This window comes from Bradyrhizobium sp. CCGB20 (assembly GCF_024199855.1).
Taxonomy (GTDB): Bacteria; Pseudomonadota; Alphaproteobacteria; order Rhizobiales; family Xanthobacteraceae; genus Bradyrhizobium.
Genome location: NZ_JANADN010000001.1, coordinates 6,915,705 through 6,932,871, shown reverse-complemented (window position 1 = coordinate 6,932,871; position 17,167 = coordinate 6,915,705). Strand labels below are relative to the sequence as shown.

Here is a 17,167-nt window from a genome sequence, read left to right as displayed (position 1 = left end):
TGACGTCTGCTCCATAAGGTCGAACTGAAACGGTGTGGTTCGTCAGAACGCGGTCTTCTTGCCGATGATGCCGACATAGCTCGATCGCACCAGGGCTCCCCATCGTCCATCCTTCTTGACGATCACATAGAGGGAGTCGGCCGACAATATCGGCTTGTCGTTGGCATCGTAGCGCGTGAATCTCGTGACGAAATGGAGCTTGTCGTCGGATTTCTGCACGAGCTTGCGATACGTCCATGCCGAACGAGCCCAGGTCGAGGCCTGCGCCAACTGCTTCGCATCGTTCGATTGCGCATATTCTTCGGGCGTGTTCCAGATCTGCACCTGGCCGGCGGCGATCCGAATGTGCGGATAGTGGACGGTCTTGGCCCAAGCTTCGGCATCGCGCGAATTGAACGCCTTCATGAACTCGTCGAGATAGGCGCATCCTTGCTTCAGGAGCTCATCGTTTCCGGGATTCAGGCATTCGTCCTCCGCCTGACCTTGAGCGAGCGCGGCAGTGGACATGCTGACGAACATACCCGCAAGCGCCAGCAACTTACGAACCTTCATGCTTGAACCTCCCTGATGAGCCAGACCGACTTTCGTTGTGATTGATGGATGCGTCGATCTAGTTCCGATCTTAGGTGGACGGAGCACTGAGGCAATGCCGACGCAGAGCAGTAATTCTGAAAGGGGCATCAGTTTTTCTCAATGACAGAGATGTCTCCCAGGTTACCCCCGAGAATGCAGGCAGGTCAGAAAAACGAAACAGGGGGTCAGAAAAAGCGCCTTGCATGAAGCGTAGCGACCTCGCTCATCTGCGTTCACGAAGAAGAGCCTGTTGCAGGCAGAGGAAACGATGATCGTGAGCGGCCAATCTTGCGCCCGGGCTCGGCCCGGTTGCGCCTCCAGGTCCGGTGCGCCCGGCAGCAGCCGGAGCAGGCGAGACTGGATCGGAATATGAGCCGCTCGGAGACCTCGGCGCGCGGACTTGTGTCGTTCAAGCTGACCCAGGAAGAGGTCATCTTCGGCGTGACGCTCGTCCTGATCGCGGCGTTCTCGATCTTTTTGCCGAGATTCCTCACCGCCGGAAATATCCTCACGCTCCTGAACAACGTCGCCACGCTCGGCATCCTCGCCGTCGGTATGGCGCTGGTCGTGGTGGGGCGCGGAATCGACCTCACCATGATCGCCGTGATGGTGATTGGCGTCGCGTTCAGCATCTGGCTGTCGACGACCGGTTTGCCGTTCGGCTGGGCGCTCGTGGTCGGCGGGCTTCTCGTCGCGCTGGTCGGCGTCGGCACGGGAACGCTCGTCGCCGTGGCCGACGTGCCGCCGATCTTCGCGACCCTCGGCCTCGCATCGGTGGTCTACGGCGCCGGGCGGATCGTCTTCAAGTCGGACGTGGTCTACGCCCCGACGGGCTACGAATGGTTCACGTTTCTGGGGACGGGATCGATCGCCGGCATTCCCGTCTCGGTCTGTGTGGCGGCTGCGCTGGCCGGCCTGGTGGCCCTGTTCCTGCGCAAGACCCGCTTCGGACGATTCATCTATGCGACCGGCGACAATCCCTTTGCCGCGCGAACGATGGGACTGCCGACCCGCCCCGTGATCATCTCGCAATATGCAGCGAGCGCGTTGATCGCTTTTCTGTCCGGCATCCTGATGTGCGCGGTGGTCTCGGGCATCAATACCCGCTTGTACAATTCGACGCTGATCTACGATGTGCTCCTCGTCGTCGTGCTTGGCGGGATCGGCCTCAGCGGCGGACAGGGCGGCGTCCGCAACGTCGTGGTGGGGACCATCCTCGTCGGTGTCCTGACCAACGGAATGACCATTCTCAACATCAGCTTCACGGCCCAGAATCTGATCAAGGGCGTGATCCTGCTCGGCGCGCTGGCGATCGATGCGGTGCTGAACCCGCGCGACGAACAGACGTCGCAGAGCGGTGACATCTAGGGCGGTCGCCGGATGCTGCAAGAATTTCAAGACAACGGGAGGAACATCATGTCTTTCATTCTGCGAAAATTGCTGCTGGCTGGCCTCGTGATCGGAGGCCTCGCCTCCGCCGCGGCGCCAAGTGTCGCAGCCGAGGTGCAACAGGTCGGAAGAGAGGCATACCTGAAAGCCCTCAAGGGCAAGAAGGTGATCTTCGTTCCGATCTCCCAGGGCTTCGACCTGAACCAGGCCTGGGTGACGGTGTGGCAGCGTCATGCCCAGCGGTATGGCTTCACGCTCGAAGTGCGCGATCCGAACATGAATACCGAGGCGGGCATTCGCGCCTTGACGGGCGCGATTGCCGAGAAGCCTGATCTGCTGATTGTGCAGAATCCGGACGTGCAGACCTATGCGCGCCAGTTGAAGCAGGCTCAGGACGCCGGGATTGCGGTCCTTCAGGTCAACATGCAGTCGGCGACCCAGACCGATTCCTACGTGGGGAACGACTGGATCGAGATGGGCCGGCTCGAGATGGGCGAACTTGCCAAGGCGTGCGCCAAGGGCAAGGGCCCGTCCACCAAGGTCGTCTGGCTCGCGGGCGTGGAGACAGGGGCGGCCAACATCTACATGCGCCAGGGCATCAACGAGGTGCTCGCCGCAAATCCGGGCCTGCAACTCGTGTCCGACCAAGCCGCCAATTACGATTCCGACAAGGCGCGCCAGATCACCGCGACGGTCCTCCAGCAGCATCCCGATCTCTGTGGCGTGATGGGGATCTGGGACAATGCCGAGGTCGGCGCCGGAGCCGCCGTGGCGGCTGCAGGCAAGACGGGCCAGGTCACCATCGTGACGAACGGCGCGGGAAGCCAGACGGGTTGCGACAGCGTCAAGAAGGGCCTTCTGACCGTCGTCTACAACTTCCATGCCGACATCCAGGGCGAAATCGCCGCTGGCCAGATCTCGGAGCTGCTCCAGGGCAACCGCAAGGCGGGGACCATCAAGGATGTGTTCTTCGGTCCGGTGACGCGCGTCGACAAGAGCAACGCGACGGGCCGCAACTGCTGGACGCTCGACGAACTCAAGTAACAGGCAGGTCGCGCGATGGGCTGTAGGCCGGCGCGCGCAGGGAATATCCGAGATGAGCTTTTCGACGGACATCGTTCGGTGGCGCTACAGGCTTCTTCCCGATCACGTGATCGGGGAGATCCTCACCAAGAAGTGGGTCGATAGTGCGATCCCGTTCCTGGCGCTGGCGCTGCTCGTCTTCGGTCTGGGGCCGTTCGTTCCGCATTTCTTCGAATGGACGACCCTCGGAAATCTCGCGCGCCAGTTTGCGGAATTTGGCCTGATCGTTCTCGGTCTCACGATCGTGATGATCTCGGGCGGAATCGACCTCTCCGTCGGGTCGGTCTTCGCGCTCTCCGTGCTCATGTCGCTGATTGGCATGAACGTCGAAGGATGGAATGCCGGCGCAGGTCTCATTGCGGCCCTGGCCGTCGGGGCTGCGTGCGGCGCCCTGAACGGATTGCTTGTCGGCTATGTCAGGATGCGGGCATTTCTCACGACCCTGGTCACGCTCATCATCTTCCGATCGCTGTTCGAGATCGTCTTTCCGGAGTTCTCGACGGCGATCGTGACCAACGTATCCTCCTCCGCCGCGTTCGAATATCTCGGCACCGCGGCGATCGGGCTGGTGCCGGTCTCCTTCATGATGACGGCCGCCATGGCGATCGGCATTCACGTCGTGCTCTCCCGCACGCGGTACGGCTGGCACCTTCTCGCGGTCGGCGGCGCACGGCGCTCGGCATACAACGCCGGCATCAACGTGCGCTGGACGATCTTCAGCGCCTATGTCTGCTGCAGCACTCTCGTCGCCCTGTCCGGCTTTCTGTTCGCCAGCCGTATCGGGAGCGCGGCATCGGACGTCGGGGCGGGCCTCGAATTGCAGGCGCTCACGGCCACGGTGCTTGGCGGCATCTCGCTCGGCGGCGGACGAGGCACCGTCTCCAAGGCAATCATGGGCGCTGTTTTCGTGCTGCTGCTGTCGAACAGCTTCCTCGCGCTCGCGATCTCCGGCCCGGGTGCCGATCTCGTCCTCGGCTTGATCCTTGTCGCTGCCGTCTTTCTCGACGTGCGCTGGGTCAAGAACCGCCACAAGCTGCTGCGAAGCGTGTACATCTCGCCGGCCTACGCCCGCATGCCGGCCACTTTGACCGATTCCGAAGCCGGTGCCATGGCGCCGAACGACAAGCTGCGCGAAGTCGGCGTTATCGGCCTCGGCGTCCTGGAGGGAGCAGAGGACGTCATCTTCGATCGCGACGACAACCTCTACACAGGCAACCGTCACGGCGACATCCTGCGCTGGTTTCCGCCGGACTATCAGCGCTGGGAGGTGCTGGCGCATATCGGCGGGTCACCACTGGGAATGGCCTTCGACCGCCAGGGACATCTCAATATCTGCGTCGCGGGAATGGGTCTCTATCAGGTGGAGATGAATGGCACGGTGCGCCGGCTGACCGCAGAGACGAACCGGAGCCTGCTGTCGATCATCGACGATTCCGACATGAAGCTCGCGGACGATCTCGACATTGCGCCCGACGGCTCGATCTACTTCAGCGAGGCGACGACCAGGTTCGAGATGCACGACTGGTACTCGGACGCACTCGAGAGCCGCGGCAATGGCCGCATCATCCGCTATGACCCGAAGAGCCGAAGGACCAGAACCGTTCTGAGGAACCTGGTGTTTCCAAACGGCATCTGCATGTCCTATGACAACCACTCCGTGCTGTTCGCGGAAAGCTGGGCTTGCCGGATCAGCCGGTACTATTTCGATGGGCCCAGGAAAGGTGAGGTCGAAGTCGTCATTCCGAACCTTCCCGGCTATCCCGACAACATCAATCGTGCGTCTGACGGGAGCTACTGGCTGGCCCTGATGGGGATGCGCACACCCGCGCTGGACCTGTCGCTCGAAATGCCGGGCTTCCGCAAGAGGATGTCGCGGCGCTGTTCCGAGGATGCCTGGCTGATGCCGAACCTGAACACCGGCTGCGTGCTCAAGTTCAACGAGAAGGGCGAGATCCTCGAGAGCTATTGGGATCAGGGTGGGCAGAAGCACCCCATGATTACCTCGATGCGGGAGCACAAGGGCGTGCTTTATCTGTGCGGCATCTTCAACAACCGGATGGGGACCTATCGGCTGCAGGGAGCGGATCCTTCGTTCTGCGGGGTGGATAGCTATTGGGGCTCCCGCAGGTGAAGTGGATAGATAAAGTGCTGGGGCGTCGCGAGGGCGCCGTCACCGTTCCCGTGCTCGACGGGCCGTTCTTGCCAAACCAGAAACTCGAGATCGCTCCGGTCCTCTGTGAGATCGACCAGGTTGACAACCTCGTGACGCTCGGCGCGCAGCTCCTTGCTTCGAGCGGCTCCGCGCTGCTCCGTCTGGAGCCGACCTCGTCCTTGAGCCCGGAGACGGTGGCAAGGTTCGACGCTCCGATCACGGCGATGGCTGGGCTGGGTGAAGCGCTTGCGATCGGGCTGGACCGCAACGGCGTTGTCGTGCGGGGCGGCCGCTTCGACGGCATGGTGGTGCAGCCCCCAGGCGATGTCCTGCAGTGTCCAACCGCGATCGCGTGGCTGGATGAGTCGACACTTGCTGTGTGCAACGGGTCGAAACATGTCGGCGCACTCGACTGGCGGCGCGCGTTGATGACGAAAGATAATTCGGGCTCAGTCGTCGTCGTGGATCTCGCCAAGGACAAGGTCACCATCGCAGCGGCCGGATTGGGGTGGCCATCCGGATTGGTGGCATCAGCCGGACAGGTGTTCGTCTCCGAGTGCCTGCGGCACCGCATTCTTGCAGTGGCGCTCCCGGGCGGCGGGATTCGCGAACTCGCCACCGGCCTGCCTGGCTATCCCGCACGCCTGACGCGCTCGGCCGCCGGCGGCGTGTGGCTCTGCTTCTACTCGGTGCGCAACCAACTGGTGGAATTCATCCTGCGTGAGGACGCGTACAGGACGCGCATGGTGAACGAAGTGCCGGAGGACTACTGGATGGCGCCCTCACTCTGTTCAGGGCGCAGCTTCAAGGAGCCGATGCAGGGAAGCCAGCTGAAGCAGATGGGCATCCTGAAGCCCTATTCCGTCACGCGCTCCTACGGGCTGGTGGCGTATTGCGACGCGAACATGACGCCCATCGGGTCGTTCCATTCCCGCGCGGACGGCACGCGGCATGGAGCCGTCGCCGCTGCCGAATGCGGCGGCGCTCTCTACGTCGCCAGCCGGGGTTCGAATGCGGTTCTGGCAATCCGCGATCCTGCGGCCGTCCTCTCGGAGTAATTGCATGCAGCACATTCTGGAGATCCGCAACGGAACGAAGCTCTTTGGCAGGATCCCGGCTTTCGAGGACGTCGATTTCGCCGTTTCGCCCGGAGAGGTGCACGCGATCCTCGGCGAGAACGGTGCCGGCAAATCGACCCTGACGAAGGTCCTCGCCGGCGTCTACAGACTCACCTCCGGCGAGATGCTTCTGAACGGAACGCCGGTGCATCTGTCGGCGCCGGCCGAAGGCCTGAAGCACGGCATCGTCATGGTCTACCAGGAGACCAATCTCGTGCCGTCGATGACGGTGGCCCAGAACATCTATCTGGGCGAGGAGAAGACCTTCAATCGGTTGCGGGGACTCTACATCCAGGCCAGGCAGTTCCTGGCCGGCATGGGATTCCAGGTCGATCCCACGGCGCAGGTCTCGCAGTTGGGGGCAGCCCAGAAGCAGATGGTTGAGATCGCGCGCGCGGTCCATCACAAGGCAAAGGTGATCATCTTCGACGAGCCGACGGCGACTCTCACGCCTGAGGAGAAGCGGCACTTCTTCAACCTGATCCGGCGTCTGGTCGCCGACAGAGTGGCGATCATCTTCATCTCGCACGCGCTCGAGGAGGCGCTGCAACTGGCCGACCGCATCACCATCCTCCGCGACGGGCGGCTTGTCGCATCGGACGTCAAGGCGGCATTCACACGCGATACGATCATTCAGGCCATGGTCGGACGCAGCCTGACCGAGACGCTGCATGGCGACCGTGGGCGCCAGCCCAGAGCGTACGGCGAACGGGTGCTCGGCGTGGAGAACCTGTCCTCGGGCACGATGGTCCGCAATACGTCGTTCTCGATCTTCGCCGGACAGGTAACTGGCGTCTTCGGCCTGGTCGGCGCCGGCCGCACCGAAATGATGAAGGTGGTCGCGGGCGTGCTGAAGCGGGACCTCTTTCATGGCGGCGAGATCAAGTATTGCGGAAAATCAGTCCGCTACCGGGTTCCGCGCAAGGCAGTTCGCGACGGCATCGTCTACGTCACGGAAGATCGCAAGTTCGACGGCTTCTTCGAGACGATGACGGTGGCTGAGAACCTGCATCTCGGCGAGCTCTCCCGCTCGTCGAATCCGCTATCGGTGATCTCGATGACACAGGCGAAGGACCTGGCGCGTCAATGGGCAGGCCGGCTTCAGCTTCGGTCGATCAACGAAAAGGCCAGGGTGATTGAGCTCTCCGGCGGCAACCAGCAGAAGGTCGTCATCGCGAGGTCGCTCATTCAGAAGCCGAGGCTCATCATCTTCGACGAGCCGACCCGCGGCGTCGACGTCGGAGCCATCGTCGAGATCCACCAGTTCATCAACAGCCTGGCCGACGAAGGCCTGGCCGTGGTCGTGATCTCCTCGTACCTGCCTGAGGTGTTGGCACTGTCGGACCGCATCCTGGTCGCCAAGCGGGGCAAGATCGTCGAGGAGATCAAGGCAACCGAAGCGACCGAGCAGCAGATCATGTACGCCGCCGTCCACTAGAGCGTTTTCGAGCGAAGTGGATGCCGGTTCTCCAACGCTGGGGCACGAGATCCGGCGACCGGACATGCGAGACGATGAACGAGGTCATTGTGACGAAAGTCGGAATTATCGGCGTAGGCCTGATGGGCCACGGAATCGCGAAGAACGTCCTGGCACGTGGCGGCTTTCCACTGGCCTTTCTCGATCATCCGGGCAATCAGCCTGTCGACGACCTCATCGGCCTCGGTGCTACAGCCTGCAGGACTCCTGCCGACGTGGCAGAAATATCGGACGTTGTCATCCTCTGCGTGACCGGCTCCCCCCAGGTCGAGGCGATCCTTACCGGTGACGCCGGCGTTTTGTCCCGTCTGCGCAAGGGGGCCATCGTCGTCGATTGCTCGACCGCTCTGCCGGACTCGACGTTGCGAATGGCCGCTGCCGTCCGGGCCGCCGGCGGTGGATTCCTCGATGCGCCCATGACACGCACGGCAAAGCATGCGGAAGAGGGGGCGTTGAACCTTCTCGTTGGCGGCGATGAAGCAGACTTTCAAAGCGTCCGCGCGGTCCTTGCAGCTTTCACCGAGGGCGTCGAACGAGTTGGGCCGGTGAGCTTTGGTCATCGACTCAAGCTGCTTCACAACTATGTCTCGATCGGGTTCATGGCGCTGCTCAGCGAAGCCGCTGCACAGGCGGCCGATGCAGGCGTCGATCCCGCGGTTTTCGTCGAGGTCCTCGCCAAGGGAGGCGGGGCCGGCGCTGCATTACAGCGCATGACGCCCGCCATCGTGACGAATGACGTCGGCACGGTCCCGTTCTTCATCGGCAATGCGTTGAAGGACATCGACTACTACCGGACGATGGCCGGTACATCCGGCGCATCCAGGACGATCGCCGACGGTGTTGCCGGTGCGATCGCGGCAGTGGTCGAGAGCGGCCACGGCCAGGCCTACATTCCGGAATTGACGCGCTTCCTGCGGAAGCAGTAGACGGCTTTCCTGAAAGCCGGGCCCGAGGCGAAGATCTCCGCAAACGAAAGCGGCGAAATCAATCAACGGCGGGGCATCCGACCACCGCCACTGTTGAGACAGGAGTACTGCGATGACAAACGCCGAGATCCGATTTCCAATCGACGGCCGTATCAGGAAGATGTTCATCGATGGTGCGTGGGTAGAGGCCCGCTCGGGAAAAGTCTTCGAGACGCGCAACCCCGCGACCGGTGAAGTGATCGGTCGAGTGCCGCGCGGGGATGCGACGGACATCGGCCTTGCGGTCGCCGCGGCTCGTCGTGCCTTCGACGGACCGTGGAGCCGTTTCAAGCCGTTCGAGAGGCAAGCGCTGCTGTTGCGTATCGCCGACCTGTTCGAGAAGCACTGGGAGGAGGTCAGCCAGTCCGATACGGCCGATATGGGAATGCCGATCGCCCGAACGCGGGCGAACAAGCTTCGCGTGCTCGGCATGTTGCGATACTACGCCGGCATGGCGACGGCGCTCCACGGGCAGACGATAGACAATTCGCTGCCGGGGGACATCGTCTCGTTCACTCGGAAGGAGCCCGTCGGCGTCGTTGGAGCCATCATCCCCTGGAACGCACCCACCGCAGCGTCGGTGTGGAAGATCGGGCCCGCGCTCGCGACCGGCTGCACGATTGTGCTCAAGCCCTCCGAAGAGGCGCCGCTGACGCCGTTGCTGATTGCGGATCTGATGAACGAGGCCGGCGTGCCTCCCGGTGTCGTCAACGTCGTGACCGGAACGGGTTCGGAGGCCGGTGCGCCCCTGGCCGAACATTCCGGTGTCGACAAGATCGTCTTCACGGGATCCACCGCAACCGGGCAGGCGATCATCCGGGCTTCGGCCGGCAACCTCAAGCGGGTCTCTCTCGAGCTCGGTGGAAAGTCACCGGTCATCGTCTGCGCCGACGCGGACCTCGACAAGGCTGTGCCGATTGCCGCGATGGCCGCGTTTGCCAATTCAGGTCAGATCTGCATCGCCGGCTCCCGCTTGTTCGTCGAGCGAGCGATCCACGACGAGTTGGTCGAACGGCTCGGGAAGTTTGCCTCGGCGCTGAAGATCGGCGATGGAGCTGATCCCTCAACGGAGATCGGCCCTCTCGTCTCCGAGCGACAGCTCGATAAGGTCGAAGGTTTCTTGCGCAGTGGACGCGACGAGGGCGCGAAGGTCGTGACCGGAGGCCGGAGGGTGAGGGAAGGCAGCCTCGCGAAGGGTAACTTCGTCGAGCCGACCGTGTTCGCCGGCGTTTCCGACGACATGCAGATCGCCCGCGACGAAATCTTCGGCCCGGTCATTTCGGCACTGCCGTTCGATACGCTCGACGAGGCCGTGGAGCGAGCCAATGCGACGCCATACGGGCTCGCCGCAGGTGTTTTCACGCGCGACGTGAGCAAGGCCCACGTCATCTCGCGCAGCCTCCGCGCAGGATCGGTGTGGGTGAACACCTATCACGCGATCGACCCTGCAATGCCCTTCGGCGGCTACAAGATGAGCGGATATGGTCGTGAGGGCGGCGCGGAACAGCTCGACGAATACCTGAACACGAAGGGAGTCTGGATCAAGTTGGACTGATCCCCGGACGATCCATGTGAGGCGACCACAGTTGCAATCCGTCGAGCGAGTATCATGAAGGACACCTATAGAATTGCGGTCGTGCATGGCGACGGCATCGGACCAGAAGTGGGTCGAGCAGCGGTTGCGGTGCTGCAGGCGGGCGTCCAGGCTGGCACGCTCGAGTTCGTGGAATATCCCGCAGGCGCCGATCACTTCCTTGCAACCGGTGACTCGTTTCCGGCAAGCTCCTTCGAGGGCTGTCGGACGGCCGACGCCATTCTCCACGGAGCGGCCGGCATTCCCGGCGTGGTTCATCCCGATGGGACTGAGGCGGGGCTCGACTTCACGCTGACGCTCCGCTTCAAGCTGGACCTCTTTGCCAATGTGCGGCCCATCAAGCTGTACAATGGCGTTCCGTCCCCACTCGGGCGCCCGGGCCTGATCGATTACGTCATCGTCCGAGAGAACAGCGAGGGGCTCTATGCCGCGCGGGGCGCAGGCGCATTGCTGAGGGAAGAAGTTGCCGTCGACACGCTTGTCCAGACCCGCAAAGGCATCGAACGCGTCGTCCGGTTCGCGTTCGAACTTGCCAGAACGCGCAACGGTTCGCCCAAAGACGGACGCCGCCGCGTGACCTGCTGCGACAAGGCCAACGTGCTGCGCACCTATGCGTTCTTCCGAGCTGTCTTCGACGAGGTGGCGAAGGACTATCCGGACATTGAATCCGAGCACGTCCTCGTTGATGCCATGACGGTGCATCTCGTCAACAGGCCATCCCATTTCGACGTCATCGTCACCGAGAACATGTTTGGTGACATCATATCCGATCTGGGCGCGGCGACCGTTGGCGGGATGGGTGTTGCGCCATCGGAGGAGGTCGGGGACGGAATAGGCCTGTTCCAGGCCTCGCATGGCTCTGCTCCCGACATCGCGGGCAAGGGGCTTGCCAATCCCTACGGAACGATTCTGGCGTCGGTCTTGATGCTCCGGCGTCTGGATCAGCGCCATCGGGATGGACGTTTGCGGCTCGGCGCCGACAGGATCGAGGCTGCTGTGCGCGGCGGTCTGGAGGACCCTGCGTTGAGGACCCGCGACATTGGCGGCCTCGCGACAACGGGTCAGGTCGTGGATGCTCTTTTGAAGCTGCTTTGATGCGCCACGCTCAGCGGAGCTGGGCGAGGCTCGTCCGTATCAATGCAATCAGCCGTTCGGTGTTCGGGCGCAGGATCGGGCCGCGGGCAGTGATCAGGCCGACCCGACGAAGCCCGACATGGTCGGAGATCGGGACCATGCGAAACTGCTGCACGCCAGCCTGCACCAGCGCAACCCGCGGAACGATAGCAATCCCCAGACCCGACGCTGCGAGGGCCATGGCCGTCGTGGCCTGCTGGACCTCGAACTGGACGTCGAGGCGGATGGCGAGCGTCTCCAGCTTGTCGTCGATCAGCCCGCGGACAGCAGTCGACGTCGACAGCATGATCGTGGGCTTGTCGGCGAGGTCGGCAAAGCCGATGCTCGACTGCCCTTCGTCGAAGATCGGCGGCACACAGGCATAAAGCGGATCCTCCAGGATCGGCTCGAACTCGAAATCCTCCATGCCTGGGATCTGCGGACCGACACCGAACTCGACGTCGCGCCGCCTCAGCAATTCGAGCATGGGAGCGGTGGGCAGCTCCATGAGCTGCACCTGGCTGCGCGGATAGCGGACCTTGAACGTCGCCAGGATGTTGGGAAGCCAGCCGGTCGCGAGCGTCGGAACGCAGGCCATTTGAATGTGGCGGCTGCGGGACTGTGCCGCTTCGGTCAGGAGGTCGAGGCCGGACTGGACTTCCTGAAGGGCACGCTTTGCCTGCTCGAACAGGATCTTGCCTTCGGGGGTGAGCAAGACCTTCTGCGGCGTCCTGCGAAAGAGCAGGACGCCGATCTGCTCTTCCAGGTCGCGGACCTGCATGCTCACCGCGGACGGAGACCGGTTCGATTCCTGTGCGGCTTTCCGGAAGCTTTCGTGCTCGGCCGCGAGCAGGAAGGTATGGAGAAGCTTGAGATTGATGTTCGACAAGCGTTGTTACCCTGTTCGGCCTCTAAGCCGTCCAACGCGGAGGGCGGGGACCCCTCTCTTTTCCCGGAACGCCGGTCCATCCGCAATATCCAGTGCCGACTGACACGCATGCCATGCCGCGCGTACGAAGGCTTCAAGTTGCAGTGCAGCAGGCTCCGGGCGGGCGACGTCGAGCAGGCGTGGTGCAAAAACAACCGCCTGATCGCGCGACGGATGCCCAATTTCGGTCGGATAGGCTCCGGTCTGCGACCGGGAAACCATTGATTGTTCGCAGCTTGCGGCTGACTCCTAATCAGCGGCAAGGTGGGACGACGTCGCGTCGGACTGGCAATCATCGTTGCTGCAGATGAAGCGGTTGGTGATGCTGGTAAGCGCGATTTGTCGTTCCAGATGATACGTGCGAGCAGACGTTTGGCCGAATCTGTCACGCGACGACGACCAGTGAGAGCTAACCCGATGTTCCTGACTGAGAACGACTTGAATGAATTGATTGCATGGCGGCGCCGTCTTCACGCTGAGCCTGAACTATCAGGGCAAGAGGCAAAGACCGCTCAGGCGGTACGGACCCGTCTTCAAGCTGCGGGCGCCGACAGGATCATTTTCGGGCTCGGTGGTCACGGAGTGCTCGGAATCTATGAAGGATGTGAGCCGGGCCCGACGATCATGCTTCGGGCTGAACTGGATGGACTGCCGATTCAGGAAACATCGGAATTCGAGCATCGGTCACTGGCGCCTGGAAAGGCGCACCTCTGCGGCCACGATGGGCACATGGCAATTCTGGTAGCCGTGGCGCAGGGCTTGGGGAGACGACGTCCACGACGAGGCCGCGCGGCACTCCTGTTTCAGCCCGCCGAAGAAGACGGATCCGGCGCAGCCGCTGTCCTTGCCGATGCGAAGTTCGGGCAAGTGCAACCCGACTTTGTCTTCGCGCTGCATAACCTGCCAGGATTAGGTTTGGGACAGGTCTCCCTTGGCGAGGGATTGGTGAATTGCGCCTCGCAGGGAATGCAGATCAAATTATCAGGGCGAACTTCGCACGCCTCAAACCCCGAGCTCGGGATTTCCCCGGGAAATGCGCTCGCCAAGCTCTTGGTCGAGCTTCCCTCGCTCGGGCATGGCAAAGAACGGGATGAGGATTTCTCAATGTTGACGGTCACCCACGCGAGGCTTGGGGAGCCGGCGTTCGGGATCGCGCCGGGGCATGGCGAGCTGTGGGCGACACTGAGAACGCCGACCGACGAGATGATGGAACGAGCTCGCCTGGAAGCAGAAGGCCTGATTCGACGCGTGGCGGCCGACCAGGGACTGAGTTCGAAAATCGCCTATCGCGACGTGTTCAATCATTGCACAAATGATGTCGACGCTGTTGCCCATCTTAGAAGCGCTCTCGATTTGGAAGGGGTGCGACATTCTGCACATGGCCTTCCGCTGCGTGGCTCTGAGGATTTCGGGCGTTTCGGTGCGCGATCCAAGGCGGCGATGTTCTTTCTGGGGGCGGGCGAGAAGCATCCCGGCCTGCATGAATCGAATTATGACTTTCCAGATGAGCTGATAGGAATTGGCGCAGGAATATTCATGCGGGCGATACGCAACCTGCTTGGCTAGATCAGAAATTCAGGACAAAGCCGCAAAGTGTCGCTGACGTGCCGTATGCGGATCGACGATTAGAACGATTAGAAAATAGAAGCGTTCAAAATCGGACGACGCAATTGGAGATGAAGAATCGATCCTCCAGTCGCGACGGTTTGTCCTGCAACCTTAGATAATTTCTAGTTCTCAATTCCTTCTCCGAGCATCCTCGCATGATAGGAAGCGCGGGGACTTGCTTGCTAAGTGGAATTGGGGTGCAGGATGACGCGTGAACTCTCGGCCATCAAAATCGTGCGTACGCTATCGCTGGGAGCGGTGAGTTATCTTGCGCTGTCGATCGAATCGTCGGGTGACTTTCAGCATGCATCTGCGCAATCGAATCTGCCGCCTGTAACCGTCGATGCTCCCAAGCCACGAGTTCGGCAGTCGATCCAGAGATCCCAGTCGACGCGCGCGTCGCGGGGACAGAGGCAGGCCGCCGCGGTGGCCCCCCGCCAAGCCGCACCCGTTCCCTATGTGGTGCCATCGACCGGCACGCTCGGCACGGTGCCGCCCGCCTTTGCGGGCGGCCAGGTCGCGAGCGGTGGAAGTCTCGGACTTCTGGGCAATCGCGGCATAATGAACACGCCGTTCAACCAGACCAGCTATACGGCCGAGCTGATTAAGAATCAGCAAGCGCGGACCGTCGGCGACGTCCTGTTCAACGATCCTTCGGTTCGGACGAAGACGCCCGCTGGAAACGGCATCGATGGCGTCTACATCAGAGGCTTCTACTACGACAGTGGCGACTACTCCATGAACGGCCTCTATGGAATGGCGCCGTTTTATTCGACGTCAGCGAACTTCCTCGAGCGCGTCGAGGTTCTGAAGGGGCCGGGCGTGCTTCTCGGCGGCATGCCGCCTGCGGGTGCTAATGGTGGCAGCATAAATTTGGTGACGAAGCGCGCGCCAGACTTCGACATCACGCAGCTGACCGCACTGTACATTTCAAAGTCCCAATTTGGACTGCAAACCGACGTGAGCCGGCGATACGGCGAACATAAAGAATGGGGAATCCGCTTCAATGGCGAAGGGCGGGGCGGATCGACCGCGTATGACCGGCAGACCGATCAGTTCGGCAATGCCGTGCTCAATCTCGACTATCGCGGCGAGCGTGTCCGTTTTTCGACGGATATCGGTTACCAAGCTGAAAATCTTAAGCCGCCGCTGCGATTCTTGACGTTTACCACCAGCCCTCCTTTTGCGACCACCATTCCGGTTCCAGCCCTTCCGAAGCCCGGCTCCAATTACATGCCGGACTGGGCAACATGGAAGCCGAGGGATGCGTTCGCCATGACGCGTGGTGAAGTCGATCTGACGGATTCCGTAACTGCGTTTGGTGCGGCTGGATATCACAAGAGCGAGATTGACTACGTCTATCCATCGCCGCGCATCACGAGCGCGAATGGCAACTGGACGGCGGCCCCGTTCAGTGGGCGCGATGTCTATGACAGTTACACGGGTGAGGTCGGGCTGCGTGCTTCGGTCGACACTGGCCCCATCAATCACCTCCTGACCGTCAACTACTCGGCCTTCGAGCGAGATTACAGCTCGTTCGGCAGAGCCGGTGCCGCCGTCAATTCAAATCTGTACAATCCGCTGCCGATCCCTTACCCGAACTTCGCCACCGTCGTCCAAAACCTGGAGACGCGGACGAAGCTCACCAGCGTCGGTATCGCTGACACGATGTCGATGCTCAACAACAGGCTTCAGTTTGTCATTGGAGCGAGGCGGCAGACGGCGGGTGTAGACAGCGTGAACCTACTGACCTCCGCCAAATCGAGTGTCGATGTTCCGACCTGGAGTCCCGGCTATGCGGTAATCGTCAAGCCGGTGGAGAATATCTCCCTTTACGCAAATTACATCGAAGGCCTTAAGGCGCCGGAAGTTGTTGTCGGAGCCACGTCGTACTCGAACGTCGGCGAGATCATTCCTCCTGCTCAGACCAAGCAGAAGGAAGTCGGTATGAAGGTCGATATGGGCAGGATCGGCTTCACGGCGAGCGTATTCGACATCACCAGCCCGAACACGATCTCGGTTGCTGTACCTGGGCAGGTCTTGCCTGCGAGGCGACTCGCCGGTGAGCAGCGCAATCGCGGCCTTGAGCTGTTCACGTTCGGAGAGGTGACGCCGACGTTCCGGCTGCTGGGTGGCGTGACCTTCATCGATGGCGAGGTGGTCAAGCAGGCAGTCTCGGTTGGATCGATCATTGTCAGCTACAACGGGAAGGTCCCCGTCGGCGTGTCAGCGGTCAACGTCAATCTGGGAGCCGAGTGGGACACTCCGTTCCTACCTGGACTGACCATGACAGGCCGGGTCATCTACACTAGCGAGAGTTACGCCAACGATGCGAATACTCAGGAACTTCCTGCGTGGACGCGGGTCGATCTTGGCGCGCGCTACAGCTTCCTGTCGCCCTGGAACGGCAAGCCCATCGTCATTCGTGCCAGTGTCGAGAACGTGTTCAACGAGGCGTACTGGAACTCCTATCGCACGGTAAGCAGCGCAGTGTCGCTCGGTGCCCCGCGCACCTACCTCCTGTCGACAACATTCAATTTCTGAACACAGTGCTCTCGTTGTGTCGGATGCGTACCGCCGCGGATCTCCTCCGCGGCGGTCTTTCTTTGATCCCATGCAGCAAAGGTCCGCTTGTCGCGATTGATGACAGTGCGATGAAGGATGGCCCGCGACAAAACGCGCGATCAAATCGCATCGGAAAAGTTCCTCCTTGTGCAGTTAGAATTGCAGCAATCTGCGACGCGTCCTGAAATCTCGATATTTTACCACGTGTTGGCGTGCAAGCGCAGAGGTTGCATTGTGTGCGTCCGTCGCCAGTTTTGAGCTCTTAAAAAATGCGGCGTCGTTATTACTTTGACCATCGTCTGCTTCTGACCTAGTCAAACGTCTCTGCTTTCGCTTTCCGAAAAGGGGACCGAGCCATGATGGTGTTCGACAGAGACGACGTCACCTTCACCGTCGTCGTCAATCACGAAGAGCAATACTCCATCTGGCCGACGTTCAAGGAAATTCCGGGCGGCTGGAAGGCGGTGGGCAAGACGGGCAGCAAGAAGGAATGTCTCGACCACATCGAACAGGTGTGGACCGACATGCGCCCGCTCAGCTTGCGCAAATTCATGGATGACGCGACGCCCCAGCGGTCGGCGTAGTCAGCGGAGTCCAGTCGT

13 protein-coding genes are annotated in these 17,167 nt (G+C 61.6%); 11 read left to right on the top strand and 2 right to left on the bottom strand.

Features of this window, described 5'->3' with window-relative positions; translation table 11 throughout:
* Nucleotides 1–42: 42 nt before the first annotated feature.
* Nucleotides 43–552, bottom strand: a complete 510-nt coding sequence (locus NLM15_RS32295; RefSeq protein ID WP_254121805.1) for a hypothetical protein — start codon at nt 550–552, stop codon at nt 43–45.
* A gap of 390 nt (nt 553–942) precedes the next feature.
* Here NLM15_RS32295 and NLM15_RS32290 point away from each other — a divergent pair, with 390 nt between their 5' ends.
* From NLM15_RS32290 to NLM15_RS32255, 8 genes are all read left to right on the top strand, one after another.
* A complete protein-coding gene (locus NLM15_RS32290) occupies nt 943–1,941 on the top strand; it encodes an ABC transporter permease (protein WP_254121804.1) in 999 nt (332 codons plus the stop codon).
* Nucleotides 1,942–1,989: 48 nt separating this feature from the next.
* Nucleotides 1,990–3,006 carry a sugar ABC transporter substrate-binding protein gene (locus NLM15_RS32285; protein ID WP_254121803.1) on the top strand — a complete coding sequence of 339 codons (1,017 nt, stop codon included), beginning with the start codon at nt 1,990–1,992 and terminating at the stop codon, nt 3,004–3,006.
* Nucleotides 3,007–3,058: 52 nt separating this feature from the next.
* Nucleotides 3,059–5,176, top strand: coding sequence for an SMP-30/gluconolactonase/LRE family protein (locus tag NLM15_RS32280; protein ID WP_254121802.1), 2,118 nt, complete (start codon nt 3,059–3,061; stop codon nt 5,174–5,176).
* 14 nt (nt 5,177–5,190) lie between these two features.
* Nucleotides 5,191–6,255, top strand: a complete 1,065-nt coding sequence (locus NLM15_RS32275) for a hypothetical protein (RefSeq protein WP_254121801.1) — start codon at nt 5,191–5,193, stop codon at nt 6,253–6,255.
* A gap of 4 nt (nt 6,256–6,259) precedes the next feature.
* The gene (locus tag NLM15_RS32270; protein WP_254121800.1) at nt 6,260–7,753 is read left to right on the top strand and encodes a sugar ABC transporter ATP-binding protein; all 1,494 of its coding nucleotides are present in this window, start codon (nt 6,260–6,262) and stop codon (nt 7,751–7,753) included.
* A gap of 74 nt (nt 7,754–7,827) precedes the next feature.
* The gene (locus tag NLM15_RS32265; RefSeq protein WP_254121799.1) at nt 7,828–8,718 is read left to right on the top strand and encodes an NAD(P)-dependent oxidoreductase; all 891 of its coding nucleotides are present in this window, start codon (nt 7,828–7,830) and stop codon (nt 8,716–8,718) included.
* Nucleotides 8,719–8,830: 112 nt separating this feature from the next.
* Nucleotides 8,831–10,312: an aldehyde dehydrogenase gene (locus tag NLM15_RS32260; protein WP_254121798.1), complete on the top strand. Its 1,482-nt coding sequence runs from the start codon at nt 8,831–8,833 to the stop codon at nt 10,310–10,312.
* An 81-nt stretch (nt 10,313–10,393) separates the two neighbouring features.
* The gene (locus NLM15_RS32255) at nt 10,394–11,446 is read left to right on the top strand and encodes an isocitrate/isopropylmalate dehydrogenase family protein (protein WP_254121797.1); all 1,053 of its coding nucleotides are present in this window, start codon (nt 10,394–10,396) and stop codon (nt 11,444–11,446) included.
* A 10-nt stretch (nt 11,447–11,456) separates the two neighbouring features.
* Here the strand turns inward: NLM15_RS32255 and NLM15_RS32250 are convergent, their stop codons facing one another.
* Nucleotides 11,457–12,353 (bottom strand): LysR family transcriptional regulator, encoded by an 897-nt coding sequence (locus NLM15_RS32250; RefSeq protein ID WP_254121796.1) that lies wholly within the window; start codon nt 12,351–12,353, stop codon nt 11,457–11,459.
* Between the two features lie 456 nt (nt 12,354–12,809).
* On the opposite strand from NLM15_RS32250, the gene NLM15_RS32245 reads away from it, so the two are divergent.
* The 3 genes from NLM15_RS32245 to NLM15_RS32235 all read left to right on the top strand — a co-directional run bounded on the left by NLM15_RS32245 (nt 12,810) and on the right by NLM15_RS32235 (nt 17,149).
* Nucleotides 12,810–13,958, top strand: coding sequence for an amidohydrolase (locus NLM15_RS32245; protein ID WP_254121795.1), 1,149 nt, complete (start codon nt 12,810–12,812; stop codon nt 13,956–13,958).
* A 246-nt stretch (nt 13,959–14,204) separates the two neighbouring features.
* Nucleotides 14,205–16,544 (top strand): TonB-dependent siderophore receptor, encoded by a 2,340-nt coding sequence (locus NLM15_RS32240; RefSeq protein ID WP_254121794.1) that lies wholly within the window; start codon nt 14,205–14,207, stop codon nt 16,542–16,544.
* A gap of 377 nt (nt 16,545–16,921) precedes the next feature.
* Nucleotides 16,922–17,149, top strand: coding sequence for an MbtH family protein (locus NLM15_RS32235; protein ID WP_254121793.1), 228 nt, complete (start codon nt 16,922–16,924; stop codon nt 17,147–17,149).
* Nucleotides 17,150–17,167: the final 18 nt, after the last annotated feature.